This is a genomic window from Caulobacter sp. 602-2 (assembly GCF_011043625.1).
In the GTDB taxonomy this organism is placed as follows: Bacteria; Pseudomonadota; Alphaproteobacteria; order Caulobacterales; family Caulobacteraceae; genus Caulobacter.
Window position 1 is genome coordinate 55,521 of sequence record NZ_JAAKGT010000006.1, and the last position, 25,311, is coordinate 80,831.

Genomic DNA, 25,311 nt, shown 5'->3' on the forward strand with positions numbered 1-25,311 from the left:
CTAGAAGAACACCTTGCGCACGCTCAGCTTCACGCTGCGGCCGAGCGGATCGAGGTAGTCCTCCTGGTAGGTGATCGGCGTGCCGCCGGCGGCGTTGCGCACCTGCTGCTTCTCGTCGAACAGGTTGGTGACGCCGAAGGTCACCCGCGTGCCGCGCAGCACCGGATACTTGGCCACCAGCTCGCGGCGGGCGCCCAGGTTGGCGAAAAGGCGCAGGTTCACCGTCGTCAGGTCCGAGAACTTCAGCGTGCCGGTCGTGCTGCCCGTCGTGCCGCCGGTCACCTCGGTGGCGCTGCGCCAGTTGGCCGTCAGGCGCATGCCCATGCCGTTCTTGGTCAGGCCCGCCTGGGCCTCGACCTCGTGGCGGGGCGAGCCGCCGCTGTTGCCCAGCGCGTCGCCGTCCAGCAGGTCGAGCGGGGTTCCGCCGTCGGTGATGTAGATTCGGTCGCGCAGGCGAACGGTGTGGAAGAGGCCCAGTTGCAGGCGCGCCGCGCCGAAGCCGGGAGGCGGACCGCCGAAGCCGCCGCCGGGACCACGGCCGCCGAAGCCGCCAGGACCGCCCGGACCACCGAAACCGCCGCCGGGACCGCCCTGGTCGCCGCCCGGACGCGGGCCATCGGACGGCGGCTGAGCGTTGTCGCCCCCGCCGCGCTGCTCGCCGCCCTGGCGCATGGCGCCTTGCAGCAGCTCCATGCCGGGAGGCTGGGCGCCTTCGGCCGTCTGGGTTTGCTGGCCCTGCGTCGCCTGGCCCTGGGGTGTCTGGCCTTGAGCCTGCTGACCGCCGGCCGCCTGGCCGTCCTGGCCGCGGCGACCTTCGCCCCGGCCTTCACCCTGGCCCTGGCGATCACGCCAGCGCTGCATTTCCTCGGGCGTGGGGGTCGGACGCGGCGGCGTCTTGCCGATCTGGCGGTTGAAGTTGAGGCCCCAGCGGATCTGGTCGCTTTCGCGCTTGGCGAAATTCACCGGTCGCGCGTCGATGCGGATCAGGCGGCCGATCGGGTCATCGACCGTCGGGTCCTCGCGGAAGAAGCGGTCGGGGAAGGCCGCCTCGGTGGCCGCCGTGGCGCTGGGGAACGAGGAGATCGGATTGTCGGTGCGCGAGTGGGTGTAGTTGGCGTTGATCGACAGCCCCTCGACGACCGGCGGCTTCAGCGTAACGCCCACCCGCAGGACCTTCTTCTCCTCGGCCTTCAGGTCGGGGTTGCCGCCGCTGAGCCGGACGATCTGGACGCTTTCGCCGCGCACGTAGTCGAACACCTGCACGTCGGGCGTGGTGACCTGCGCGCCGCCCAGCTGCGACATGCTGGGCGCGTTTTCCTGGTTGTTCATCGAGACGATGAAGCTGACCGGCTTGATCGGCGACCAGTTGAGGCCGTAGCCGATCGAGGTCAGCGTCCCGAAGTCCGACAGCTGGTTCACCGACAGGTTCAGGTTGGCCGACAGGTCGCCGGCCTGGGCCAGGAAGTTGTTCTTCCGGCTGGTGATCGGCACGTCGAAACTGACCTGGGCGTTGGCCGTGCCGCGCGACAGGTCGACGCTGCTCTCGGTGGCGCCCGTGGCGGTGTTGCGGCGGGACCAGGAGTCCACCCAGGCGCCTTCGGCTCCCAGCTTGACGGTGGAGGAAATGTCGCCCGCCGGCAGGCGCTTGAGGGCGCCGTTCATCACCAGCTGGGTATTGAGCGTGTCGCTGGTCGAGCTGGCGCGGTCCTTCAGGAAGTCGCCGGTCGGGAGGCCGGCGCGCGGATCGAAGGTGGGATCCAGGTCGTCCAGCCGGTCCTGCAGCTCGTCGACCCGGGGGGCGCGGTCGGTGCTGGTGCGGCTTTCGTCGTGGTCGTAGTTGCCGGTCAGGTTCCAGCGCCAGGACTTCATCGAGCCGTCCAGCGTGAAGCCGCCATGAGCGTTCCAGGACCGGTTCCACTGCTCCATCGCGCCCAGATCCGTCAGGTAGCGATAGACGGCCTCTTCGTCGCCTGACAGCGAGAACGGGCTGGCGGCCGGCACGTCGAATTGTGCGCGAGCCAGGCCCGACAGCGACTGGCTCTGGTCGTAGGACAGGCTGCCGTTGACCGTGGCCGAGATCCCGTTCTCGAGCACGCGGTTGTAGACGGTGTTGAACGACAGGCTGTCGGTGCGCGGACGCAGGGTGCGGAAGGGCGTGACGTCGCCGACATAGTCGCTGCTGGCCGAGCGCGAGGTGATGTCGCGGTCGCTTTCGAGCAGCTTGTCGCTGTGGGCGTATTTGAAGGCGGTGTTCAGGCGGCCCTGGCGGTTGAGGCGCAGGGTGCTGGAATCGAATTGCTCGGTGGTCTGGCCGCCGTCGGTGGGCGCCGCCAGGCTGATCTCGCCGGTGCGGGCGCGGAAGCGCTGGCGCAGCACGACGTTGACCACCTTCTGGTCGGCCGAATAGCCGTACTTCAGCGCCACTTCCTCGGGCAGGACCTCAACGCGCTGGATGGCTTCGGTGGGGATGTCGCGGATCTCGCCCATGCCCGAGATGCGCCGGCCGTTCAGCAGCGTGACGGGGGCCGCGCCGCTGGCGCTGGTCGTCTGCGCCGCGAGCTCCGACAGCAGTTCGGTGACCGAGCTGACGCCGAGCGAGCGCACGTCGGCGGCGCTGAAGGTGGTTTCCGGCTGGATGTCGCCGATGACCGAGCCGTACTGGCGCTGGCCCGTGACGACGATGCCCTCGACCTCGGTGTCGATATCGGCGTCGGACGGGACCTGCTGGGCGGACGGGCGCTGGGTCTGGGCCGGTTGGGCCGTTTCCTGAGCGTACAGCATCGTCGGCGTGACGCAGCCCAGCAGGCCCGCCAGCAGGGCCATCTTCCTCGTCATTTCCTCATCCCCACGGCTCGAACCGAATCCCTCGATTGCAGCCTCTCTAACGCACCCAACCTCGACGTAGCCTGAACGAACTGGTTCAGGTTCGGTTTGGGTTCATCGGCTAAGGATTGCGGATGCGCATCCTGTTGGTCGAAGACGACGCGCCGCTGGCCGAAAGCATCGCCCAGGCCCTGCGCGAAGAGCAGTTCGCGGTGGATATCGCCGCCGACGGAGAGACGGGCGCGCACCTTGGCGCCACCGAGACCTACGCCGCCGCCGTGCTGGACCTGGGCCTGCCCAAGCAGGACGGCCTGTCGGTGCTGCGCGGCTGGCGAGCCCAGAACCGGCCGCTGCCGGTGCTGATCCTGACCGCCCGCTACGGCTGGACCGAGAAAGTCGAGGGCTTCAAGGCCGGCGCCGACGACTATCTGACCAAGCCCTTCCGGGTGGAGGAACTGGTCATGCGCCTGCGGGCGCTGGTGCGCCGCTCCGCCGGGCATCACGGTCCGCGCATCGTCTGCGGCCGCCTGACCTTCGACGCCCAGATGGGCGGGTTCGAGTTCGACGGCATGCCGCTGAAGCTGACCAGCTTCGAGTGGCGGGTGCTGTCGTGCCTGATCCTGCGCAAGGAGGTGGTGGTCGAGCGGATGGACATCCTGGAGCAGGCCTATGAGGGCGACGCAGGCGGGGATTCCAACTCGCTGGAGGTCATCGTCGGCCGGCTGCGGCGCAAGATCGGCCATGAGATGATCGAGACCGTGCGTGGCCGCGGCTATCGCCTGACGGCGGGAGCGGCATGAGCGGTCCTCTGAACTCCATCCGCGCGCGACTGCTGATCAGCGGCGTGCTGTTCACCATCGTGGCCGTGGTGCTGGCGGCCCTGAGCATCCGCCCGACGCTGGACCAGTTCGTTCGCCGCAACGTCGACGCCAGCCTGGAATCGCAGATCTCGGTGCTGGCCCGGGCGGTGAAGTCCGACGGTTCGCTCGACCAGGACCGCATCCAGTCGGTCGGCCCGTTCGTCCGGCGCGGCGCGGGCTGGGCCTGGGTGGTCAAGGGACCGGCGGGCGTGCTGCGCTCGCAGACCGTGGCCGCGGTCGAGCCCCGGCAGGGGGAGGGGCCGCCGCCCTGGCCCCGTCCGGAGCGCGACCGCGACCGTGATCGCATGCCTCAGCGCGAGATGCGTCCCGATAAGCCGCCGACCGCGCCGCTCAAGGAATCCCGTCGTTGGCGCTCGCGCAGCGGCTGGAACGAAAGCTTCTATTTCCGCACCCTGACGATCAGCACCAGCCGCGGGCCGGTCACCGTCACCGCCGGCGCGCCGCGATACATCCGCGACCGCATGCGCGACGAGGGCCTGCGGCCGCTGCTGCTGTCGCTGGGCGTGCTGGGCGTTGGTCTGCTGGCGGCGATGATCGGCCAGCTGGAGCTGGGCCTGCGGCCGCTGCGCAAGCTCGGCGCCTCGCTGGCGGCCGTGCGGGCGGGCGAGCAGCGCCGCATCGAGGGCAAGCAGCCTCGCGAACTCGACCCGGTGGTGGCCGAGCTCAACGCCTTGCTGGACCACAACGAGCAGGCGCTGGCGAAGGCGCGCAGCCATGTCTCGAATCTGGCCCATGGCCTGAAGACGCCGCTGGCCACGCTGGCCGTGCGGCTGGCCGAGCCGGGGCGCGATCCCGACGGCAGCCTGGCCAGCCTGATCGCCCAGATCGACGGGGCCATCGGCCATCACCTGGGCCGCGCCCGCGCCGCCTCGCCGGGGGCGCCGGGGCGTCCGGCCCTGCCGGTCCGCTCGCGCCTGGACGACCTGGTGGCGGCCCTGTCGCGCATCCACGCCGCCGCCGGCGTGCGGGCCGAACTCGACGTGGCCGAAGATCTCTATGTCGCCTGCGATCCGCAGGACTTCGACGAGATGACCGGCAACCTGCTCGACAACGCCTGGAAGTTCGCCGAGCGCACGGTGCGGGTCACCGGCCGCCGCGAGGGCGCGCGGGTGGTGCTCGACATCGACGACGACGGCCCGGGCCTGACCGACGAGGCCGCCGCCGCGGCCCTGGTGCCGGGCAGCCGCCTGGACGAGCGCGGTCAGGGGCACGGCTTTGGCCTGCCGATCGCCCTGGAACTGGCCGAACTGCACGACGGTGCGCTGACGCTGGGGCGGGCCCCGATCGGCGGTTTGCGCGTGACCCTGGCCCTGCCGGCCCGCAGCGCGGCCGAAGCCTGAGCAAACACGGCCGTTCCCAATGCCGTGATCTGTCGGGCAGGCGACCAACGGCGCCGCTCGGCGTGATAGGGTCGCGGCGAGGGCTGTGATGAAAACCTACACGTTCGTCTGCTTGGCCGGTAACCAGGTCGCCACCGCAGTCGATATCCAGGACCTGGCCGACAACGCCTACCGGCGTCATGCCTTGTCGCTGCTGCGTGATCACGCCAGCGCCGAGACGATCGAGGTGTGGCGCGACGAGGCGGTGATCGACCTCGTGGAGCGGGCAGGGGCCGTTCTGGGGGCGCCCGCGGCCGGATAAGCCGCAAAAACCCCGCCGCCGCCTCGAATCGAGCGCCGCATATCTGCTAGGCTGGCGGGCCGAAACGAATCTGACTGATGAACAAGCCCGTCCTTCCTCCCCCCGGCGGTCCCGGCGACGGCGACCGCATCCTCGAAGAGCCGCTGACCGAAGCGCTGTCCAAGCGCTATCTGGCCTATGCGCTGTCGACCATCGGCTCGCGGGCGCTGCCCGACGTCCGCGACGGCATGAAGCCGGTGCACCGTCGCGTGCTCTACGCCATGAGCAACATGCGCCTGAACCCCGAGGCCGCCGCGCGCAAGTGCGCCAAGGTGGTCGGCGAGGTGATGGGTAACTTCCACCCGCACGGCGACCAGTCGATCTACGACGCCCTGGTGCGCCTGGCCCAGGACTTCTCTCAGCGCATCCCGCTGGTCGAGGGGCAGGGCAACTTCGGCAACATCGACGGCGATAACGCCGCGGCCATGCGTTACACCGAATGCAAGATGACGGAGGCGGCGACGCTTCTGCTCGACGGCATCGACGAGGACGCGGTCGATTTCCGGCCCACCTATGACGGCCAGGACGAGGAGCCGGTGGTCCTGCCGTCGGGCTTCCCGAACCTGCTGGCCAACGGTTCGGCCGGCATCGCCGTGGGCATGGCGACCTCGATCCCGCCGCACAACCCGGCCGAACTGATCGACGCCTGCCTGCTGCTGCTGTCCAACCCCGAGGCGACGACCGCCGATATCCTCGAACGCGTGCCGGGGCCGGACTTCCCGACCGGCGGCGTCATCGTCGAGCCGGCCGCCTCCCTGCTGGAAACCTACGAGACCGGCCGCGGCGGCATCCGCACCCGCGCCAAGTGGGAGCGCGAGGAGACCGGCCGCGGCACCTATCAGATCGTCGTCACCGAGATCCCGTATCAGGTGAAGAAGTCGGATCTGGTCGAGCAGCTGGCCGACCTGATCGAGAGCAAGAAGGCCGCCCTGCTGGGCGACGTCCGTGACGAGAGCGCCGAGGACATCCGCCTGGTGCTCGAGCCGAAGTCCAAGAACGTCGAGCCTGAAGTGCTTATGGAGAGCCTGTTCAAGCTCTCGGCGCTGGAGAGCCGCTTCTCGGTCAACATCAACGTGCTGGACGCGCGCGGCACCCCCGGGGTGATGGGCATCAAGTCGGCGCTGATGGCGTTCCTGGCCCACCGCCGCGAGGTGCTGACCCGTCGGGCTCGCCACCGCCTGGCCAAGATCGAAGCCCGCCTGCACATCCTGGACGGCCTGCTGATCGCCTACCTCAATCTGGACGAGGTGATCCGCATCGTCCGCTACGAGGACAAGCCGAAGGAAAAGCTGATGGCGGCCTTCGCCCTCAGCGACATCCAGGCCGACGCCATCCTCAACACCCGCCTGCGCCAGCTGGCCAAGCTGGAGGAGATGGAGATCCGTCGCGAGCACGCCGAACTGGTGGAAGAGCGCGACGGCATCCTGGCCATGCTGGCCAGCGACAAGAAGCAGTGGGACCTGGTGGGCACTGGCCTGCGCCAGGTGCGCGCCAGCTTGATCAAGATCAAGCATCCGCTGGACAAGCCGCGTCCCACGGGCGTGACCGGCCGCTCGGTCTTCGACGTGGCTCCGGTGGTCGACGCCGACGCCGCCATCGAGGCGATGATCGTGCGCGAGCCGATCACCATCATCCTGTCCGAGCGCGGCTGGATCCGCGCGGCCAAGGGCAAGATCGACGATCCGTCCGAGCTGAAGTTCAAGGAAGGCGACAAGCTGGGCTTCCTGGTCCCGGCCGAGACCACCGACAAGCTCCTGCTGTTCACCTCGGACGGCCGGTTCTTCACGCTGGGCTGCGCCAACCTGCCGTCGGCGCGCGGTCACGGCGAGCCGGTGCGGATGATGATCGAGCTCGACGACAAGGTGAAGATCATCGATGTCTTCCCGTTCAAGGCGGGCCGCAAGCGAATCCTGGCCTCCAAGCAGGGCTACGGCTTCCTGCTGCCGGAGGAGGAGGCCCTGGCCAACCGCAAGGCGGGCAAGCAGGTGCTGACCGTCGACGCCGCCGGCGCGGCCTTCTGCCTGGAAGCCGTCGGCGACCAGCTGGCCGTCGTGGGCGACAACGGCAAGATCCTGATCTTCCCGCTGGAAGAGCTGCCGGAGATGCCGCGCGGCAAGGGCGTGAAACTGCAGGCCTATCGCGAGGGCGGCCTGCGCGACGGCCTGTCGTTCAACGCCGAGACCGGCGCCTACTGGATCGACACGGCGCTGCGTCGCCGCGAATGGACCGACTGGCAGACCTTCGTGGGTCGCCGGGCCGGCGCCGGCAAGCTGGCGCCCAAGGGCTTCCCGACCCAGAAGCGCTTCCGTCCCAAGTGATGTGATATGGCGGGAGCCGGCGTCTTCGGCGCCATGCTCTCGCCAACCCTCTGAGAGATAAGTCGACTTATGAGCTTGTGGCGCAAGTCCGTCGGGGCCCTGGCCGGGTTCCTGGGCCTGACCGCCGCCCATCCGGGCGTGGCGAGCGCCTTGCCGCGCGTCAAGCCCGAGGCGGTGGGGTTCTCGTCCGAGAAGCTCAAGCGGGTCGACGAGACCATGCAGCGCCTGGTCGACCAGGGCCAGATCGCCGGCGGCGTCACGCTGCTGGCCCGTCACGGCAAGGTCGTCAGCCAGACCACCTACGGCAAGCGCGCCCTCGATCAGCCCGAGGCGATGCCGGCCGACGCGATCTTCCGCATCCGTTCTGAGACCAAGCCGGTCACGGGCGTGGCCATGCTGATCCTCTATGACGAGGGTCGCTGGAAGCTCGACGATCCGATCACCAAGTTCATTCCCGAGTTCGAGAACCTGCGCGTCGCCAATGGCGTCGACGCCTCGGGCCGTCCGATCCTGTCGCCGATCAGCCGCCCGCCGACCATGCGCGAGCTGATGACCCATACGGCGGGCTTCGCCTATGGCATCGCCGACGATCCGGGCAGCCAGGCCGACCAGGCCTATTACCGGGCGGGCGTGCTGCAGTCGGAATCGCTGTTCTCGATGGTGCAGAAGATCGCCGGCCTGCCGATGTATTCCGAGCCCGGCAAGCTGTGGCGCTACAGCGTGGCGGCCGACATCCAGGGCCTGATCATCGAGCGCCTGTCGGGCCAGGCCCTGCCGGTGTTCATGCAGCAGCGGATCTTCAAGCCGCTGAAGATGAAGGACACCGCCTTCTGGGTTCCGGCCGACAAGGCCGCGCGCCTGGCGGCGATCTACGACGCCGATCCGGTCACCGGAAAGCTCATGCCCGCCGTCGAGGGCGGCTGGCGCGACGTCACCCGGCCGCCCCCGGCGCCGTCCGGCGGCGGCGGCCTTTTGTCGACCGCCGGGGACTTCGCCCGCTTCGCCCAGATGATCCTCAACGGCGGCGACCTCGACGGGGTGCGCATCCTCGAGCCGGAGACGGTGGCGATGATGCGGCTCAACCACCTGCCGCCCAGCTTCCAGGTCACCACCGACGGCACGTCCGGCGTGCTCAAGCCCGGTCAGCAGAAGGCGTTCCCCTTCGCGCTGGGCATGGGCTACGGCATCGACGTGGCGGTGGCCGTCGACCCGGCGGCCTCGGGCGCGCCGGTCGGCCCCGGCACGATCAGCTGGGGCGGCAGCGCCGGCACCTGGTTCTGGATCGATCCGGCCAACGACCTCTTCTTCGTCGGCATGATCCAGCGCCTGGGCGGGGTGGGCCCCGGTCTCGACGCCGAGACCCGCAAGTGGGTCTATCAGGCCCTCGAAAGGCCGCCCGTCCGCCAGGCCGCCAACACGCCTCCGCATGGCGCGCCCGCGCCCGCCAAGGGCGGTTCCAGCGGCCGCGCGCCCTCCATCCGCTGAGGCTTTCGGCCCAAGCGCTTGGATTTTCCGTCTTTCCTCGCTATCACGCCCGCCTCGGCGGGCCGTCCCGCCCCAAGATCTCGAAAGCCGACCCGATGAGCGATACGCCTCCCGACCGCCTGTCCGCCAATCCCGACAGCCCGTACTACAACGCCGAGGCGCTCGAGCGCGGCGTCGGCATCCGCTTCAAGGGCGTCGAGAAGACCAATGTCGACGAGTACTGCGTCAGCGAAGGCTGGGTGCGCGTGACCGCCGGCAAGACCGTCGACCGCAAGGGCAACGCCATGACCATCAAGCTGCAAGGCGAGGTCGTGCCGTACTTCCGCGACGCCGAAACCTCGGCCGAGTAGTCCGCGCGTGAGCGATCCCGACCTGCAGGCCATGGCCGACGACGAACTGTCGCGCGCCATGACCCTGTCCTGGCGCGAACTGTCGAAGGTGATTCCCTGGGGAGACACCTTCGACGGCATCTCGCCCGCCGGCCGCAACGTCGAGGTCGAGCGCAACTACCTGTGGGCCGCCCAGGAAGGCGGCGACATCCTGTGCGAGGTCGCCGTCTATGGCGGCGAGAGCCGCTACGACCAGGGCGCCCGCGCCCGCGGGGTGATTTCCCGCCGCTGATCTCAACCTTGGCCGTGCAAGCGTCGCGCGCATGCGTTAACCATAACGTTGCTCGTCGAACGGCGCATGCGGGAGGGGTGGGGTGTATCAATCCGAGTTTCCGGTCGAGACGCCGGTGCCGATCTTCGATCCGACCCTGCTGGCCGGCATCGCGCTGATCACCCTGGCCGTCGCGGCCCTGGCCTTCTGCGCGGGACGCTTCACCGGCCGCAAGGGCAGAGACGAGCGCTGGCGCGACGTGCCCAAGACCATCCACAAGGCCATCCTGGCCCGCTGCGTGGCCGCCACCAGCGCGCCGACGGGCGAACTGCTGCGCCGCGCCGAGGAGCTGGTGGCCGAGGTCGAGGCCCGGGTCGGGGCGCTGATCGAATTCGCCGCCTGCGGCAAGGCGCTCAAGAGCCTGGAGAAGGCCTGCCTGGGCCAGTTCCCCAAGCCCGAGGCCAAGCCGGAGCCGCAGGCCTCCAAGCCCTGCACCTGCGGCCATGGCGCCAAGGAGGAGGGCAAGCACGGTCACGAGGCCGAGCCCGCGCCTTCGCCTGCCTGCAAGGCGCCCGCGCCCTGCCAGTGCGTGATCTGCTGCGTGCCGGTCAGCGTGGGCGGCCTGGCTCTAGCCTCGCCGCAGGTGAAGATCAGCAGCAAGCAGACCGTCATCGTCAACGCCAACTGTGCGCCGGCCGCCGCGCCGGCGTCTAAGACCCACGCCTGCACCTGCGGCGCGAAGCCCCAGGACAAGGGCTGCGAGGACAAGGCCGACGACAAGGCCGATCCGCCGCTGGAGTGGACCGAGCACATGCGCCGCCTGCGTCTGGCGGTGGTCGAGTTCGCCGACGTCTGGAACAGCCCCGACAACCTGCGCCTGCTGGAGCGCTGCCAGAGGCAGCTGACCCACACCGAGCCGGCCCCGAAGTCGGGTCACGACCACGGCGAGGCGCACGGCGGCCACTAAAGGCGCCGCTTGGTTGGGCGCGGTTAGGTGCGTATGCTCATGCGACGGGCGAAACGCCCGCTTTCCGCCACGGTCCGGGGCGGGTGATTGAGAGCGTTTCCATCGCGGCGCCAGATCGAAGGGCGCTCACGGTGGGTTGCCAGGGCGTGATTCGGCGTAGAGACGGCTCCGTCTTCGCGGGCCGCGGGCCGGAGCAGGAGGAAAGGAACAGGCATGGCCGCGACGGTCTCATCTCTGACGCCGGGTTCACCGGACGCCGCCAGTGAACAGCTGTCGCTTTCGGATTACGTGCCCTATCGCCTGGCGACGGCCTCCAGCGCCGTCAGCCGCCTGATCGCCCGGGCCTATGAAGACCGCTTCGGCCTGTCGATCCCGCAGTGGCGCCTGATGTCGATCCTGATCGAGGGGCCGCTGACCCAGCACCAGGCCGTGGCGCGCACCGCCATGGACAAGGTGCGCGTCAGTCGCGCCGCCCAGGACCTGGTCGAGCGCCGGCTGGTGGCGCGGATCACCAACCGCACCGACCGCCGCTCGCACACGCTGGAGCTCACCGCCGCCGGCCGCCGGCTGTTCGCCGAGATCCGGCCGCTGGCCCTGGCCTACGAGGCCGCGTTGCTGGCGGGCCTGGCGCCCGGCGAGGTGGCGACCCTCAAGCGCCTGATGGGCCGCCTGGAAGCCGCCGCCGTCCAGCTCTACGGGGCCGACGCCCCGCCGGAAGTGGCCCCGGTCTCCGAGGACTGATCTCCCGAAAGCCGGGCCTCATACGCCCCGCGGGCGATGGCCCGCGCCAGGGTGTCGGCCGCGGCCGAGCCCAGTCTCGCCAGGGCGATGGCGCGCCCCGGACCCTCGCCCAGGGTCTGCGCGCCGGAGGCCAGGGCGAACACCACGTCGCCGTCGAAGGGCGTGTGCACCGGCCGTATGGCCCGCGCCAGGCCGTCCTGGGCCATCATCGCAAGGCGGGCGCACTCGGCCGTCGTCAGGTCGGCGGTGACCGCCACCACGGCCAGGGTGGTGTTGGCGCCGGCCTGCAGGCGCCCCAGCGCCGCCAGCTTGGAATCCTCGGGGATCGGCTCGACCTCGACCGGCGCGTCGGGGGCGGGGCGCAGGCCGCCGAACTCGCCGTCGATCTCCCAGGGCCAGGCCCAGAAGGTCTCGCCGTCGGCCATCCGCACCGAGCCCACCGGATTGACCGCCGCCAGCGCGCCGACCACCAGGCCGTCGCCCAGGTCGAGGGAGGCGCTGCCGACCCCGCCCTTGGCCAGGCCCGCCATGGCGCCCAGCCCCGCGCCGAATGCGCCGAGGGCGAAGTCCTTGTCGGCCGCGGCGGCGGCTTCGATGCCCAGCCAGCGATAGGGCGGGTCCAGGCCCCAGTCCTTGTCGCCGCCGTTGCCCAGGTCGTGCAGCACCGCGGCCGGCACGATCGGGATGGCCGGCGAGGTCGGCGCCAGGCGGATGCCGCGCCCCGCGGCCGACAGGGCCGCCACCACGCCGTCGGCCGCGCCCAGCCCGAACACCGAGCCGCCCGACAGGCAGATGGCGTGAGCCTTGCTGAAGTTGTTCTCGGGCCGCAGCACGTCGATCTCGCGCGTGCCCGGACCGCCGCCGCGCACGTCGACCCCGGCCGTCCAGGCGTCGGGGCAGAGCAGGGCGGTGACGCCCGAGGCCACGGCCTCGTCCTGGGCGTGGCCGACCAGCAGGCCCTCGACGTCGGTGATCAGGTTGCGGGGGCCGGGACGGGGCATGGCGGGGCTCCGATGAAAGCGCCCCCGTGTTTGAGACGAAAACCTCGTCCTTCGACAAGCTCGGGATGAGGTTTTTTCAGCGCTCTGGACCGAAAGGCGCCCCTAGACCGCCCGCGCGTAGCTCAGCCGGCACACCGTCCAGCCGTCGACCCGGGCCATGGTGAAGGCGCCGCCCAGCTGGCGGGCCATGGCGTGGACGATGCGCAGGCCAAGGCTGGGCGAGGCGGCCGGTTCGAACCCGGCCGGCGGGCCCGCGCCGTTGTCGCGGATGGTCAGCACGTGGCTGTCGCCTTCCTGCGCCAGGGCCACGACGATGCGGCCGTCGGTCCCGCTGGTGAAGGCGTGCTCCAGGGCGTTGTTGAAGCACTCGAGCATGACCAGGGTCACGGGCGTGGCCTGCTCGGGATGCAGCGGGTCGTCGCCGCCCTCGACGCGGACGGCGTGGCGGACGCCGAAGGCCTGGCCCGCGTCGTCCAGAAGGGCCTCGGCGAAGGCCCGGAACGAGGTCGGCTCGCCGGTCTGGTCGTGCAGCTGGCGCTGGATCTTGGCGATGGTCTCGATGCGGCCGCCGGCCTCGACCAGGGCGTGGCGGGCGTCCTCGTCCTTCATGCCCGACGACTGCAGGCGCAGCAGCGCGCCGACCATCTGCAGGTTGTTGCTCACCCGGTGGTGCATTTCGCGATAGAGCAGGTCGCGGCTGCGGGCCAGTTCCGCCTGGGCCTCGCGCTCCTGGGCCAGGTTGCGCATGGCCTTGCGCATGCCGTCGATGAAGAAGATGTCGACCGCCGCCACGAAGACGTAGAACGTGATCGCCACCGTCGTGGCGAAGTCGACGTGGAAGCTGTTGTACGGCGGGATGAAGAAGTACCAGGCGCACAGGCCCGACAGCGCCGCGCACAGGATGCCCGGTCCGCGCCCCGCGAAATAGGCGGTCAGCACGATGGCCGGGAAGAAGGTCAGGTACGGAAAGCCCGGCGGGAACCAGCTGTTGAGCGCCAGGCGCACGCCGAAGGCCCCGCCCGCGGCGGCGGCCGCCAGGGCGTAGCCCCACGCGGCAGGAAGAGGCGTGCTCGCCCGCGACATGATCTTCGAAGAGCCCCGACTCGTCCGGCGTCGAACGCTCCGCCGCCGAGGGGAGAATATTTCCTAAAAAGACTTTCGGGTCACGGCAAATCCCCGTGTTCGCTCCGGATACGGAAAAGCCCGCCCGTCACGCGACAGGCGGGCTTCCCAAGTCATCCTCGGGTGGAGGATCAGAACCGCTTGGAGATGTTCATGTACCAGTAGCGGCCGGTCGAGCTGTGCAGGGAACCCGAGTAGCCGAAGTTGCTCGAGGTGACCGGCGGATCCTTGTCGGCGATGTTGCGAACGCCGACCCGCAGGGTCGAGCCGTCGAACTGGCCGCTGCTGAACGCGTACTGGCCGTACAGGCTGACCGTGGTCCAGTCCGAGATCGGGAAGTACTGGCCGTCCACCTGGGCGGGACCGGTGTCGTAGGTCTCGCCCACATAGTTGACGAACGCGCCCGCGCCCCAGCCGTCCTTGCGCCAGGTGAAGCTGGCGGAGCCGCGGAATTCCGGGAAGCCGTCCATCTTGATCTGGCTGCCGGCCGACGAGACCGTCAGGCCCGCAAGCGCGCCGCTTTCGATGGCCTGTTGCAGGATCTGCTCGATCGGGCTGGCCGACTGGTCGTACTTGGTCAGCTTGGCCACGTTCAGGTTGAAGCCGAAGTCGCCCCAGGGGGTGTCGTCCAGGTCGTAGGCCAGCGAGAAGTCGACGCCCTGAACCACGCGCGGCTGCAGGTTCATGTAGGTGTCGCTGATGTAGGCGATGGCGCCGACGGTGTTGGTGCCGACCGGGTCGTCACGCACGACGTTGGGGTTGTAGCTCCCCTGCTGACGCAGCAGCAGGTCGTAGGCGATCTGGTTGTAGCCGCCCAGGATGCCGATGACGTTCTTTTCCCGGATCGACCAGAAGTCGGTCGTCAGGGTCAGGCGGCCGTATTCCACCGGGATGAACTTGGGCTGGTAGACGAAGCCGATCGAGGCGTTGTCGGCGTCTTCCGGTTTCAGGTCCTTGTTGCCCTGGCGCACTTCCAGCGTCGAGGTGCTGGCGCAGGTCGTGGCCGTCGGGGTGTTGATCCGGCAGAAGGCGTAGTCGGGACGGCCGTTCGAGACGGTCGAGCCCTCGCTGTAGAACTGCGGCAGGTTCGGCGCGCGGAAGCTCTGCGACACCGAGGTGCGGAACGACAGGCCCTGGCCGACCTTCCAGAGCAGGGCGCCCTTCGGCTTCAGCACGTTGCCGAAGTCCGAATAGTACTCGTCGCGGGCGGCCAGCTGCAGGGTGACTTCCTCGACGAACGGGATGTTCATCTCGGGCGAGATGATCGGCACGGCCAGTTCGGCGAAGGCCGAGCTGATGACGCGGTCGCCCTTGATGTCCGGCGAGCCGGAAGCCCCCAGGACGTCGCTGCCGTAGGTCACGCCGGTGACGCTGTTGGTGTAGGTGGTCGTGCCGTCCAGGCGGTCGTCACGATCGTCCTTGTAGGTCTCGCGGCGCACTTCGACGCCCGAGGCGAAGCCGACGTCGCCGCCCGGCAGGGTGAAGAGGTCCTTCTTGGAGACCTTGAAGTCCCACATCGCCAGCGAGGTCTCGCTGATGCGGTAGACGTCGATCAGGAACGAGTTGATCGTCGCCTGGCTGTTGCCGGTGGCGTCGTCGCCCGACCAGTTGGTCAGCGAGCCGCCGTTGAACGGGTTGTAGGCGCTGGAGTCCGTGCGGTTCAGAGCCTGCTGGAAGAGCGTGTTGCTGATGGCGTTGTGGGTCTTGTCCTTCGTCCGGGCGAACGAATAGAGACCCGCCGACTCCCACTTCCAGCCTTCGCCGAACGTGCCCTTCAGGCCGCCCAGCAGGCGATAGCTGTCGTCGGTGACGGTGTAGGTGCGCGGACCCGCATCGACCGGACGGTAGGTGGTGATGTTCATCGCCACGCCCGAGGCGCCCACGCCGGTCAGGCCCGACAGGCGGTTGGGGTTGGCGCTGCCATCGGCCAGGGTGGTGGCGCCGAAGGGGTTCCAGTAGGCGTTGGCCGCGATGCTGATCGGGGCCGACGAGATCGGGGCCGACTGCTCGCGCTGGCCGGTGAACAGGGCGTGGTAGTAGCCGGCTTCACCGAAGAAGGTCATGCCGTTGTCGAGGTCGCGCTCGACGGTGCTGAACAGGTTGGTGCGCTCCAGGCCGCCCTTGAGGGTGCGCTGGGGGTTCTCGTCATAGCGCAGGTCGCGGTCGGCGGCGCCGGTGATGGTGCCCGACTTGATGCAGAGGCTGCCGGCCAGGACGGCGCTGCTGCAGCCGGCGGCCGTGTTGGCGGTCGGCTCGATGTGGAACACGCCCGAGGTCGTCAGGGCCACGCCGTTCTGGCGGGGCGCGGTCGACGACGGGATCAGCGTGAACGAACCCCAGGGGCTGGAGGTCGAGCGGTTGTCGAAGCTGGTGCTGCCGGCCCAGGGGGTGTCGGCGATCTGGCTGCGGTGATCTTCGCTGGCGGCGTAGTCGCGCTCGGTCGCCATCATGCGGCTGTGGGCGGTGTACGAACCGAAGAAGGTCAGGCGCGTGCCGTCTTCCAGGCGCGTGCCGGCCTTCAGGTTGACGGTGCCTTCGCGATAGCCGGTGCCTTCCGAGCCGCCGACCTGGGCTTCGACGCGCAGGCCCTGGAACTTGGTGTCGAGCACGGTGTTGACCACGCCGGCCACGGCGTCCGAGCCGTAGAGCGCGCCGGCGCCGTCGCGCAGCACTTCGACGCGTTTGACGCCGGCCACGGGCAGGGCGTTGGTGTTGACGGTCTGCACCGGCACCAGGTTCTCGGTCTGGGTGCCCGGGTGCAGCACGGCGCGGCGGCCGTTCAGCAGGGCCAGGGTGTTGCCGGTGCCGAGGCTGCGCAGGTTCAGCGACGAGACGTCGCCGCGGGCGTCGTTCAGGTTGCCGGTGGTGCGGGCTTCCTGGAACTGCACGTCGCCGGCCTGCGGGATCGAGCGGAACAGCTCGTCACCCGAGACGGCGCCGGTGGCGATGATGTCCTTCTCGGTCACGACCGAGACGGGGAGGGCTTCGGTGGTGCGGGCGCCTTCGATCTGGCTGCCGACCACGATGATGGCTTCGACTTCGGCGACTTGTTCGGAAGCCGCTTCAGTCGCGGCGGCTTCCGACTGGGGGCGGGCGGCCGGCGCGGCGCGCAGGGTGATGGTCTTGCCGTCGTCGGAGGCGACGACCAGGCCGGCGGCGTCGGCCAGGCGCTTCAGCGCCTCGGCGTCCGACAGGTCGCCGGTGACGGCCGGGGTCTTGCGGCCGGTGGCGGCCTCGTACGGGAACAGCACCTGCTTGCCGGTCTGCTTGGCGTAGGTCTGCAGCGCCGACACCGCGTCCTGCGGCGGGATGTTGAAGGTGTGGCGCGCGCCCTGGGCGGCGGCCTGGCCCGCGATCGTCAGGACGGCGGCGGACGCCAGCAGCAAGCCGCGGACGGCCCGGCGACGTTGGTTCGTACGCATGGACAAGTTCGAAAGACCCCTTTGTCCGTCGCGCCCCCTCGACGCGACGTTCTTATGGCCTTCGACGGGGGACCGTGGGGAAACCTCCAGTCGCCGACCGAAATTTTGTGGCGGCGGTGTGACGAGTGTGGCGTTGGCGCCACTAGGGGAGGGCTGATGCTCCCCCAGAGGGGGAGGATCTTGGCTGGCGCCTTGCGTCCTTCGAGGCCCGCTGCGCGGGCGCCTCAGGATGAGGAAGTCATAGCTCTAAGCTCCTCATCCTGAGGTGCGAGCCGAAGGCGAGCCTCGAAGGACGCATGGCTTTTCAGCCTCTCGTGGAAACCACGGAAGTTGATGGAGAGGGCGCGGGGCGTCCGGGCCTCGCCCGGATGTGTTTGTTTCAAGTACCGTTTCGACGAAGCTTAAACGCCCCGCGCGATCGTTATTCCTCAGGCCGGGACGCGCAGGCCTCTTCCGCCTTTTGCCCCTTCCCCATGCAGTGCGCCCCGTTTCTTGGCGGCCAGGCGTGCATGGCGGCGCGGACCCTTGGACGGGCGGAGGTTCATGACAGGCGAACCAACCGATAGGCGGGTTTACGTCCCCCGCCCTCTAAACCCGCTCGATCGCATCCACGTCGCCGCTTCGGGCCGGATCCTTGCGCCCTCTCCCTGCGACGGGACCCGTTGATTATGCCGCCGGTTTCAGCGCGTCTGATCGGCGAGCGTGAGAAAGTTGCAAGTGGTTGAGTTGGTTCAAGAGTTTTCGATGTCCGCAGAGGATGGACGGACGTCTATCCCCGTCCGAGCCACTTTTCCCTTCCCGTCGGCGGATAGGGGAAGGGCTTTGAGCGGCGAAAACGTCCCCCCTCCGGCCTTCGGCCGCTACCCCTTGCGCGCCAGGCGGATCACGCCGTCTTCGCCTTCGCTGACGCGCACCGGGAAGGTGTGGGTGACGGCGGTGACGAAGGCCATGGGTTCGGTGCTCTGGAAGTAGCCGGCCAGACGCAGGTCGGCGATCGATGGGTCGGCGATGCGCACCTTGCGGCGGTTGTAGCGGTTGAACTCGGCCACGGCCTGGCTCAGCGACTGGCCGTTCAGCGCGATGGCGCCCTGGCGCCAGGCCAGGGCCCGGTCGATCTCGGCGTCCGACAGCGGCTGGGCGTGGCTGCCGCCCGGGCCGTAGACCATGGCCGTTCCGGCCGCGACCTTGGTCTCCCTGGCGGGGCCGTCGCCGTCGGGCTCGACCTGAGCGGCGCCGCGGCGCACGGTGACGGCGGCGTTCTCGGCGCCCAGGCGGACGGAAAGCTCGCCGCCGGTGGTGGCGATGCGGGCGTCGCGGGCCTTGACCACGAAGGGGCGCGCGTCGGCGGCGGCCTCGAACAGGGCCTCGCCCTTGACCAGCTTCACCTCGCGCACGCCGCCGCGATAACGCACCACGACCTTGCTGTCGGTGTTGAGCTCGATGCGGCTGTTGTCGGCCAGCACCACGACGCGGCGCTCGCCGATGTCGGTGGCGTAGGCGGTCGAGGCGGTGGCGGTCATCACGCCGGTCCCGACCACGCCGGCGACGGCGGCCAGCGCGGCCATCATCGTCCAGGGCGAGCGGCGGTCGAAGGCGCGGCGGGGCGCGTCTTCCGGCGCGAGGAGGTCGGCGTCGGGCTTGGCGCCCGAGGCCAGGCCGCCGGGCTTGAAGGCGCGCAGGCGCTCGGTCCGCTCCCAGGCGGCGTGCTCGCGCTCGAACGCGGCCTCGTGCTCGAAGCTTTCGGCGCGCCAGGCCTCGAAGGCCGCGCGCACGTCAGACGCGCAGGCGGGATCGGACAGCCGCACCGCCCATTCGGCGGCGGCCGCTCTTACCGCTTCGCGTCGCGATCCCGCTTCCCGGCCCATGAACGCCCTTCGTCGATACGCACTGGTTGGGTCGCGCCCGCGCGGCCCAGCTTTTCGGAACAATAGCGAAGCCCCTTGATCAGGTGCTTCTCGACTGTTGAGACGGACAAGCCCATGCGGACCGCTATCTCGCCCGGTGAAAGGCTATAGACTTTCCTCAGGGTGAATACACGCCGACATTGTGTCGGCAGTTCCGATATCGCCTCGCGAAGCTGGCGAAGTTCGTCGCGCGAGACCAGCGTGGCCTCGGGGCCGGGGGTCTCGTCCATGCCGCCGATCAGCTCGAAGTCGGCGACGGCGGTGATGGTCAGCACCTTGCGGCGGCGCAGGCCGTCGAAGGCCACGTTGCGCAGGGTGCGAGAGGCGAAGGCGGCCGGGTTGGTGATCTCGCGCCAGGTCTTGCAGGCGATCACGCGGGTGAAGGCGTCGTGGACCAGATCCTCCGGATCGGCCTCGCCGTCGCGGCAGAACTTGCGCGCATAGGCCAGAAGCCTGGGCTCCAGGGGCAGGATCTCCCTCCGGAACCAGGCGCGCCGCTCTTCGTCGTCTGCTGTCATCGCCCTCTTCCCCGGCCGGGAACCAACCCTGGCAGCGCCGTCGTGGCAAGAGGCGAACGGCGCCCCGGGCGGCGGGGAGGGCTTATGCGCCCGGTTCCGGCCGCAAGTATTACGAGGCGGGGCAAGGGATTGCGCCGCAGAGAGCGACGCCGAAAGTTTGAGCAGATTTTTTGCGCGCGGCGCTCGCCAGGCGGGCGGCTTTGCTCGCTTCAGTCGATCAGTTTTGCGAGCTCGCCCGCAAGGCGCAGGTCGCCGACGAATTCGGCGCGGGCCCGTTCGCGTGCGTCGGCGTCGGGCAGGCGCAGCAGGAACGAGGGGTGATAGGTGACGACCAGTTGGGCCTGGCCGCCGCCTTGATCCGGCAGTTGCAGCGGCCGGCCGCGGCTTTCGCCCACCGGCGCAGCCTTGCCCGTCACCGCCAGGGCCGCCGTCGCGCCCAGGGCGACGATCACGCGGGGGCGCACCAGCCGCCGCTCGGCGTCGAGCCACCAGCGGCAGGCCGTGACCTCGCCGCGATCGGGGGTCTTGTGGATCCGCCGCTTGCCGCGCGGCTCGTGCTTGAAGTGCTTGACCGCGTTGGTGACGAAGGTGCGATCGCGCGGCACGCCGGCCTCTTTCAGCGCCGCCTCGAACACCTGGCCGGCGGGGCCGACGAAGGGCAGGCCGGCCAGGTCTTCCTGGTCGCCTGGCTGTTCGCCGACGAACATCAGCGGAGCATGGGCCGCGCCTTGCCCGGGCACGGCCTGGGTGGCGTCGCGCCACAGCGCGCACCGGCGGCAGACCTGGGCGGCGGCGGCGACCTCGTCGAGGCTGGTCGGCAGGTCGCCGTTGTAGGCCCCGTCGCGCGCGTGGCGCAGGGCGGCCTTCAGCACCCGGTCGGGCGGCGGGGAGGGCGTAGCGGCGACCATGGCGGCTGCGCGCGCCTGGGCGGTCTCGACCAGTTCCGGAATAAGCCGCGCCTCGGGCAGGTTGCGCCAGTACCGCTTGGGCATCTCCTGGCGCATCATCCGCTCGTTCAGCCGCGCGGGGTTGAAGATCGAGGCGTAGTAGGTGCGCCAGAGCTCTTCCTGGGCGTCTTCGGACGGCGCGTCGGCTGGATCGGCGCCTTCGGAGACCTTCAGCGTCTGGCCGTCCCAGGCCACGCAGGCGTCGGGCGTCAGGATCGTCCAGGTCATGTTGGTGAAGCGGCGGGCGAAGAACGGCGCGGCGGCTTCGGTGACGCGATGGGCCGGCTCGAACCAGGCGGCGTAGGTCTCGGGCTCGGTCTCGACGAGGCGAAAGCGCACGAAGGCGTGCATCTTGTGGATCGCGCGGGCCACGGCCTTCTGCATGTCGCGCGCCCGGGCCATGTCGGGATCGGCGGGGTTCTCGATCAGCCGCGGCTCGCGCTCCAGCCGCCACAGCAGCCGATAGAGCAGGGAAAAGCGCTCGCCGGAACGGTGCAGGACCACCGACCGGGCGAGGTCGACGAAGGCCGGCGGGACGGTGAAGGCCCCGGCGGCGGGGGAGGGCGTCTCGACCGGTGCGGCTTCGAAAAGGTCGGCCTCGACCGTCCAGAGCACCGCATCGGGCGCGACGCCCTCGGCGCGCAGCCGCCGCGCGGCCGTCCGCCAGCCGTCGAAGTCGATCTCGGAAGAAAGCCGCACCACCCGCATCAGAACAGGCTCAGTTGGGCCGGTTCGACCAAGCGGGCCTTCAGGTGCTGGCCGTCGGTCGCCGCGCCCGGCGTCCAGCCCTCGGCGACGACGAAGGCCTGGGCCCGCTTGACCACGGCGCCCACGCGCCTCAGGTCGTCCATCGTCAACCGCGCCTGCCTGCGGGCCGCGAGGATGCGGTCGACGGCCTTGGCGCCCAGGCCCGGCACGCGCAGCAGGGTCTCGCGGTCGGCGGTGTTGACGTCGACGGGGAACCTGTCGCGGTTTCGCAGGGCCCAGGCGGTCTTGGGATCGACCGACAGGTCCAGATCCTCGCCTTCGCCGATGATCTCGGGCTGGGCGAAGCCGTAGAACCGCATCAGCCAGTCGGCCTGGTAGAGGCGGTGTTCGCGCAGCAGCGGCGGCCGGCTGGAGGGCAGGCGGCGGCTGGCGTCCGGGATCGGGCTGAAGGCCGAGTAGTAGACGCGGCTGAGGCGATAGGCGCCGTACAGCGAGGCGCTGCGGGCCAGGATGTCGCCGTCGCTGGCCGCGTCGGCGCCGACGATCAGCTGGGTCGACTGGCTGCGGGCGAAGGTCTTGCGCGGCGCCTTGCGGGCCGGCTCGGCGCGCTCGTCGATGGCCAGGCGCATGCGGCCCATGGCCCGCTTGATGTCGCCGACGTCCTTCTCAGGGGCCAGGGACTTCAGGCTGTCGTCGCGGGGCAGCTCGATGTTGATCGACACCCGGTCGGCGTAGAGCCCGGCCTCGGCGGCCAGTTCCGGCGAGGCCTCTGGGATGAGTTTCAGGTGGATGTAGCCCCGGAAGTCGTGGTCCAGCCGCAGGCTTTTGGCGATGCGGACCATCTCTTCCATCGTGTAGTCGCCGCTCTGGATCACGCCCGACGACAGGAACAAGCCCTCGATGTAGTTGCGCTTGTAGAAGTTGAGGGTGAGGTCGACGACCTCCTTCACCGAGAACCGCGCGCGCGGCGTGTTCGACGACACCCGGTTGATGCAGTAGGCGCAGTCGTAGATGCAGAAGTTGGTCAGCAGGATCTTCAAGAGGCTGATGCAGCGTCCATCCGGCGCGTAGGCGTGGCAGATGCCCATGCCCTCGGTGGAGCCGACGCCCTTGCCGCCGACCGAGTCGCGTTTTTCGCCCCCCGAGGAGGCGCAGGAAGCGTCGTACTTGGCGGCGTCGGCGAGAATGGCGAGCTTGCGGCGGATATCGAGAACGGCCATCCGCACAGTCTATAGTTCTCATTTTGTTCCGTCGAGTTGCGCGGTGTCGCACCTTGGCGCGGAACCGGGCGAGGGCCTCGCGCGATCCCCTTGCAGGCAAGGGAGTTCCGCCATGGCGCGCCGCAAGGAAGACTGGCCCTCGACGATGCTGGACGCCTGGGCGCTGGGCATGGAGGCCTCGGCCGTCATCAGCCTGCGGACCCTGGTGCTGGCCGGCGGCGGGGCCAGGGCCCAGGCCGAAGCGGTGCGCATGACCACCGAGAAGGTGGCAGCCGCCGCCGACATCGGCCTGCAGTTCTGGACCGGCGGCCTGCCGCAGGCGCCCGACGCGGCGACCCGCGCGGTGGTGAAGCGCTATCGCGCCAAGGTGCGGGCCAACCGCAAGCGGCTGGGCGGCTTCTAGGCGGCGATCATCAGTTCGGCGGCCAGGAAGTCGACCAGGGCGCGCACCTTGGGCGTCAGCAGTCGGTTGGACGGCCAGACGACGCGGAACATCCCCGTGCTCTTCAGGAACGGCTCGAGCACGCAGACCAGAGCGCCCGACGCCAGCTGCGCGCGCACCGAGAACAGCGGCACGCAGGTGACGCCCTGGCCCTGTTCGGCCAGGTAGATCAGGGGCTCCAGCGTGCTGGCCGTCACGGCCGTGGGCAGACCGTCGCCGACGAAGACATCGTCGCGATAGAGCGGCCAGCGCTCCAGCTTGCCGGTCGAGGGATAGCGGTGCTGCAGGCAGGCGTGGCCCGCCAGGTCCTCGGGCGAGCGGGGCGTTCCGTGACGTTCGAAATAGGCGGGCGAACCCACCACGCGATGTTCGAACGCGCCGAGCGAGCGCGTCATCAGGCGGGAATCGGAGACCTCGCCCGTGCGGACGACGGCGTCGAAGCCCTCCTCGATGACGTCGACGATGCGGTCGGTGAAATCCAGGTCGAGCTCGATCTGCGGATAGGCCCGCATGAACGCCGACAGGGTGGGCATCAGCAGCATGCCGACCAGCGGGAAGCTGACGCGCAGGCGGCCGCGCGGCGCTTCCCGCGAGGCCGAAAGCTCGCCCGTCAGCGCGTCGATCTCGGCGAAGATCCGCCGGCAGCGGTCCAGCAGCAGGCCGCCCTCGGCGGTCAGCGCCACCGACCGCGTGCTGCGATGAAAGAGGCGCGTTCCAAGCTGGGCCTCCAGGCGCGCGATCGCCTTGCCCACCGCCGAGGGCGACACGCCCAGGCGGCTGGCGGCGCCGGTGAAGCTGCGGGTTTCGGTGACCCGAACGAAGACGTTGAGAGCGCCCAGGCTGTCCATGGCGAGATCCATTGCGGACTTTTTTGTCCGAATTGAATGAAGATGTGGCCTGTTTTTCGCTGATTGTCTCGCGGCCACTGTCCGGGGCGCGGCCGATCGGGCCGCCTATCCGGACTTTCGATCATGATCTCGCCCGCCTTCAGCGCCGCGCCTGCGCCGACCGTCTTCATCGTCAACGTCATCCATGCCCGGCCGGGCCTGCAGGACGAGGCCTTCGCCATCATCCAGGACGTGGTTCGCCTGGCCTCGGGCAAGCCGGGCTTCCTGTGGAGCAACCTGGCCAAGAGCACCGACGGCCTGACGGTGGTGAACATCGAGGCCATCGCCGACGAGGGCAATGTCGGCGAATTCTTCTCCGACCCCGTGTTCGTCGAGAAGTTCCGCCGGCTGGACGAGGTCTCGACCAGCGAGTTCCACACCTATCGCGTCACCGACCTGATCCTGCCGCGCGTCGAGCCGGCCGCGTGAGCGAGGCGGTGATGGAAAGGCCTGGGGCGGCATTGCCGCTCTGGAGCCTTTCGGCCCTGGCCACGGCCGGGTTCCTGACCATCCTGACCGAGGCCTTGCCCGCGGGACTGCTGCCCGCCATCGGCGCGGATCTCATGGTGTCGCAGGCCATGGCCGGCCAGTTGGTGACGGCCTATGCGCTGGGCTCGCTGGTCGCGGCCATTCCGCTGACGGCGGCCACGCGGGCCTGGCGGCGACGCCCGCTGCTGATGCTGGCGGTCGGCGGATTCCTGGTCACCAACGCGGTGACGGCCCTGTCGCACGGCTATGCCCTGACGCTGGCGGCGCGCTTCGGTTCGGGCGTGTTCGCAGGATTAGTCTGGGCGCTGCTGGCCGGATACGCCGGGCGCATGGCGCCGGAGCACCTGCGCGGCCGGGCCATTGCGGTGGCCATGGTCGGTACGCCCCTGGCCCTGGCGATCGGCATTCCCGCGGGAACCCTGCTGGGCTCGGTGATCGGCTGGCGCGGGGTGTTCATGATCATGAGCGGGCTCAGCCTGCTGCTGGTCGGCTGGATGGCCCCGGGCGTTCCCGATTTTCCGGGGCAGGCGGACGCGCGCCGGCGGACCTTGAGGGACGTCGTCGCCCTGCCGGGGCTCAAGACCATCCTGGCCGTGACCCTGGCGTTCGTGCTGGCCCACAACGTGCTCTACACCTATGTCGCGCCGCTGCTGCAGGCGGCGGGCCTGGGCGCGCGGGTCGACGCGACCCTGCTGCTGTTCGGCGTCGTGGGGCTGGGCGGCATCTGGGTGGTCGGGGCGCGGGTCGATCGCCGCCTGCGGACCCTGACCCTGGCCAGCATCACGCTGTTCGCGGCGGCGGCGCTGGTTCTGGGCGTGTTCGGCGGGCGGCCCTGGCCGGTGCTGGCGGCGATCGCCGTCTGGGGCGCGGCGTTCGGCGGCGCGGCCACCCTGTTCCAGACGGCCTCGGCGCGCATCGCCGGGGATGCGACCGATGTCGCCCAGTCGATGATCGTCACCGTCTGGAACCTGGCGATCGCGGGCGGCGGGGTGATCGGCGGCCTGATCTTGCGCGAGCAGGGGCCGGGCGGGCTGGCGTGGAGCGTCGCGGCCTTGCTGGCGGGAGCCTGGATCCTGGTGAGGTTCGACCAGCGCGCGGGCTTTCGGGACTAGGCGCGGGCCTTCCTCCCCCGATCGCCGTTCGCGCTCTTTACCCG

General features: G+C 69.9%; 21 protein-coding genes. 12 read left to right on the forward strand and 9 right to left on the reverse strand.

The features are described from left to right. Positions 1–2,835, reverse strand: a complete 2,835-nt coding sequence (locus tag G5B46_RS13935; protein ID WP_165259513.1) for a TonB-dependent receptor — start codon at positions 2,833–2,835, stop codon at positions 1–3. Positions 2,836–2,957: 122 nt separating this feature from the next. On the opposite strand from G5B46_RS13935, the gene G5B46_RS13940 reads away from it, so the two are divergent. The 9 genes from G5B46_RS13940 (at position 2,958) to G5B46_RS13980 (ending at position 11,495) form a co-directional block, all read left to right on the forward strand. After that, positions 2,958–3,623 (forward strand): response regulator transcription factor, encoded by a 666-nt coding sequence (locus G5B46_RS13940; RefSeq protein WP_058350497.1) that lies wholly within the window; start codon positions 2,958–2,960, stop codon positions 3,621–3,623. Continuing rightward, complete coding sequence (locus G5B46_RS13945; RefSeq protein WP_165259515.1) at positions 3,620–5,044, forward strand: HAMP domain-containing sensor histidine kinase; 1,425 nt, start codon at positions 3,620–3,622, stop codon at positions 5,042–5,044. Before G5B46_RS13940 ends, G5B46_RS13945 begins: the two co-directional genes overlap by 4 nt. An 88-nt stretch (positions 5,045–5,132) precedes the next feature. Beyond that, on the forward strand, positions 5,133–5,345 hold the full coding sequence (locus G5B46_RS13950) for a hypothetical protein (RefSeq protein WP_165259517.1): 213 nt from the start codon (positions 5,133–5,135) through the stop codon (positions 5,343–5,345). Positions 5,346–5,422: 77 nt separating this feature from the next. Next, complete coding sequence (gene parC / locus G5B46_RS13955) at positions 5,423–7,702, forward strand: DNA topoisomerase IV subunit A (RefSeq protein ID WP_165259519.1); 2,280 nt, start codon at positions 5,423–5,425, stop codon at positions 7,700–7,702. A gap of 69 nt (positions 7,703–7,771) precedes the next feature. Further along, a complete protein-coding gene (locus tag G5B46_RS13960; RefSeq protein WP_165259521.1) occupies positions 7,772–9,187 on the forward strand; it encodes a serine hydrolase domain-containing protein in 1,416 nt (471 codons plus the stop codon). 95 nt (positions 9,188–9,282) lie between these two features. Further along, positions 9,283–9,537, forward strand: a complete 255-nt coding sequence (locus tag G5B46_RS13965) for a DUF3297 family protein (protein WP_165259523.1) — start codon at positions 9,283–9,285, stop codon at positions 9,535–9,537. A 31-nt stretch (positions 9,538–9,568) separates the two neighbouring features. Next, entirely contained in the window at positions 9,569–9,808 is a 240-nt protein-coding gene (locus G5B46_RS13970) for a hypothetical protein (protein WP_058350580.1), read from the forward strand. 82 nt (positions 9,809–9,890) lie between these two features. Beyond that, the gene (locus tag G5B46_RS13975; RefSeq protein ID WP_165259525.1) at positions 9,891–10,754 is read left to right on the forward strand and encodes a hypothetical protein; all 864 of its coding nucleotides are present in this window, start codon (positions 9,891–9,893) and stop codon (positions 10,752–10,754) included. Positions 10,755–10,967: 213 nt separating this feature from the next. Further along, the gene (locus G5B46_RS13980; protein WP_165259527.1) at positions 10,968–11,495 is read left to right on the forward strand and encodes a MarR family winged helix-turn-helix transcriptional regulator; all 528 of its coding nucleotides are present in this window, start codon (positions 10,968–10,970) and stop codon (positions 11,493–11,495) included. Here G5B46_RS13980 and G5B46_RS13985 read toward each other — a convergent pair. The 7 genes from G5B46_RS13985 to G5B46_RS14015 form a co-directional block, all read right to left on the reverse strand. Beyond that, complete coding sequence (locus G5B46_RS13985) at positions 11,447–12,496, reverse strand: P1 family peptidase (protein ID WP_165259529.1); 1,050 nt, start codon at positions 12,494–12,496, stop codon at positions 11,447–11,449. The genes G5B46_RS13980 and G5B46_RS13985 overlap by 49 nt on opposite strands. Positions 12,497–12,598: 102 nt before the next feature. After that, on the reverse strand, positions 12,599–13,579 hold the full coding sequence (locus tag G5B46_RS13990) for a DUF4118 domain-containing protein (protein WP_165259531.1): 981 nt from the start codon (positions 13,577–13,579) through the stop codon (positions 12,599–12,601). Between the two features lie 170 nt (positions 13,580–13,749). Continuing rightward, a complete protein-coding gene (locus tag G5B46_RS13995; RefSeq protein ID WP_165259533.1) occupies positions 13,750–17,040 on the reverse strand; it encodes a TonB-dependent receptor in 3,291 nt (1,096 codons plus the stop codon). A gap of 860 nt (positions 17,041–17,900) precedes the next feature. Beyond that, positions 17,901–18,905: a FecR domain-containing protein gene (locus G5B46_RS14000; protein ID WP_165259535.1), complete on the reverse strand. Its 1,005-nt coding sequence runs from the start codon at positions 18,903–18,905 to the stop codon at positions 17,901–17,903. After that, entirely contained in the window at positions 18,869–19,462 is a 594-nt protein-coding gene (locus G5B46_RS14005; RefSeq protein ID WP_165259537.1) for an RNA polymerase sigma factor, read from the reverse strand. The genes G5B46_RS14000 and G5B46_RS14005 overlap by 37 nt, the downstream gene beginning before the upstream one ends. Before the next feature lie 209 nt (positions 19,463–19,671). Continuing rightward, a complete protein-coding gene (locus tag G5B46_RS14010) occupies positions 19,672–21,117 on the reverse strand; it encodes a UdgX family uracil-DNA binding protein (RefSeq protein WP_165259539.1) in 1,446 nt (481 codons plus the stop codon). Then, positions 21,117–22,337 carry a putative DNA modification/repair radical SAM protein gene (locus tag G5B46_RS14015; RefSeq protein WP_165259541.1) on the reverse strand — a complete coding sequence of 407 codons (1,221 nt, stop codon included), beginning with the start codon at positions 22,335–22,337 and terminating at the stop codon, positions 21,117–21,119. Before G5B46_RS14015 ends, G5B46_RS14010 begins: the two co-directional genes overlap by 1 nt. A 112-nt stretch (positions 22,338–22,449) precedes the next feature. Between G5B46_RS14015 and G5B46_RS14020 the strand changes: the two genes are divergently transcribed. Further along, positions 22,450–22,740 carry a hypothetical protein gene (locus G5B46_RS14020; protein WP_205691680.1) on the forward strand — a complete coding sequence of 97 codons (291 nt, stop codon included), beginning with the start codon at positions 22,450–22,452 and terminating at the stop codon, positions 22,738–22,740. Here the strand turns inward: G5B46_RS14020 and G5B46_RS14025 are convergent. Continuing rightward, complete coding sequence (locus G5B46_RS14025; protein ID WP_240903487.1) at positions 22,737–23,639, reverse strand: LysR family transcriptional regulator; 903 nt, start codon at positions 23,637–23,639, stop codon at positions 22,737–22,739. The two genes, G5B46_RS14020 and G5B46_RS14025, sit on opposite strands and share 4 nt — an antisense overlap. Positions 23,640–23,750: 111 nt before the next feature. On the opposite strand from G5B46_RS14025, the gene G5B46_RS14030 reads away from it, so the two are divergent. Together G5B46_RS14030 and G5B46_RS14035 are read left to right on the forward strand one after the other, a co-directional pair. Continuing rightward, positions 23,751–24,095: an antibiotic biosynthesis monooxygenase gene (locus tag G5B46_RS14030; protein ID WP_165259543.1), complete on the forward strand. Its 345-nt coding sequence runs from the start codon at positions 23,751–23,753 to the stop codon at positions 24,093–24,095. An 11-nt stretch (positions 24,096–24,106) separates the two neighbouring features. Beyond that, positions 24,107–25,267 (forward strand): MFS transporter, encoded by a 1,161-nt coding sequence (locus G5B46_RS14035; protein ID WP_165259545.1) that lies wholly within the window; start codon positions 24,107–24,109, stop codon positions 25,265–25,267. Positions 25,268–25,311: the final 44 nt, after the last annotated feature.

Excerpts from the sequence above, each read along its gene's own strand:
- G5B46_RS13935 (WP_165259513.1), bottom strand. The coding sequence starts at position 2,835 with ATGACGAGGAAGATGGCCCTGCTGGCGGGCCTGCTGGGCTGCGTCACG.
- G5B46_RS13940 (WP_058350497.1), top strand. The coding sequence starts at position 2,958 with ATGCGCATCCTGTTGGTCGAAGACGACGCGCCGCTGGCCGAAAGCATC.
- G5B46_RS13945 (WP_165259515.1), top strand. The coding sequence starts at position 3,620 with ATGAGCGGTCCTCTGAACTCCATCCGCGCGCGACTGCTGATCAGCGGC.
- G5B46_RS13950 (WP_165259517.1), top strand. The coding sequence starts at position 5,133 with ATGAAAACCTACACGTTCGTCTGCTTGGCCGGTAACCAGGTCGCCACC.
- parC (WP_165259519.1), top strand. The coding sequence starts at position 5,423 with ATGAACAAGCCCGTCCTTCCTCCCCCCGGCGGTCCCGGCGACGGCGAC.
- G5B46_RS13960 (WP_165259521.1), top strand. The coding sequence starts at position 7,772 with ATGAGCTTGTGGCGCAAGTCCGTCGGGGCCCTGGCCGGGTTCCTGGGC.
- G5B46_RS13965 (WP_165259523.1), top strand. The coding sequence starts at position 9,283 with ATGAGCGATACGCCTCCCGACCGCCTGTCCGCCAATCCCGACAGCCCG.
- G5B46_RS13970 (WP_058350580.1), top strand. The coding sequence starts at position 9,569 with ATGGCCGACGACGAACTGTCGCGCGCCATGACCCTGTCCTGGCGCGAA.
- G5B46_RS13980 (WP_165259527.1), top strand. The coding sequence starts at position 10,968 with ATGGCCGCGACGGTCTCATCTCTGACGCCGGGTTCACCGGACGCCGCC.
- G5B46_RS13985 (WP_165259529.1), bottom strand. The coding sequence starts at position 12,496 with ATGCCCCGTCCCGGCCCCCGCAACCTGATCACCGACGTCGAGGGCCTG.
- G5B46_RS13990 (WP_165259531.1), bottom strand. The coding sequence starts at position 13,579 with ATGTCGCGGGCGAGCACGCCTCTTCCTGCCGCGTGGGGCTACGCCCTG.
- G5B46_RS13995 (WP_165259533.1), bottom strand. The coding sequence starts at position 17,040 with ATGCGTACGAACCAACGTCGCCGGGCCGTCCGCGGCTTGCTGCTGGCG.
- G5B46_RS14000 (WP_165259535.1), bottom strand. The coding sequence starts at position 18,905 with ATGGGCCGGGAAGCGGGATCGCGACGCGAAGCGGTAAGAGCGGCCGCC.
- G5B46_RS14005 (WP_165259537.1), bottom strand. The coding sequence starts at position 19,462 with ATGACAGCAGACGACGAAGAGCGGCGCGCCTGGTTCCGGAGGGAGATC.
- G5B46_RS14010 (WP_165259539.1), bottom strand. The coding sequence starts at position 21,117 with ATGCGGGTGGTGCGGCTTTCTTCCGAGATCGACTTCGACGGCTGGCGG.
- G5B46_RS14015 (WP_165259541.1), bottom strand. The coding sequence starts at position 22,337 with ATGGCCGTTCTCGATATCCGCCGCAAGCTCGCCATTCTCGCCGACGCC.
- G5B46_RS14020 (WP_205691680.1), top strand. The coding sequence starts at position 22,450 with ATGGCGCGCCGCAAGGAAGACTGGCCCTCGACGATGCTGGACGCCTGG.
- G5B46_RS14025 (WP_240903487.1), bottom strand. The coding sequence starts at position 23,639 with ATGGATCTCGCCATGGACAGCCTGGGCGCTCTCAACGTCTTCGTTCGG.
- G5B46_RS14030 (WP_165259543.1), top strand. The coding sequence starts at position 23,751 with ATGATCTCGCCCGCCTTCAGCGCCGCGCCTGCGCCGACCGTCTTCATC.
- G5B46_RS14035 (WP_165259545.1), top strand. The coding sequence starts at position 24,107 with ATGGAAAGGCCTGGGGCGGCATTGCCGCTCTGGAGCCTTTCGGCCCTG.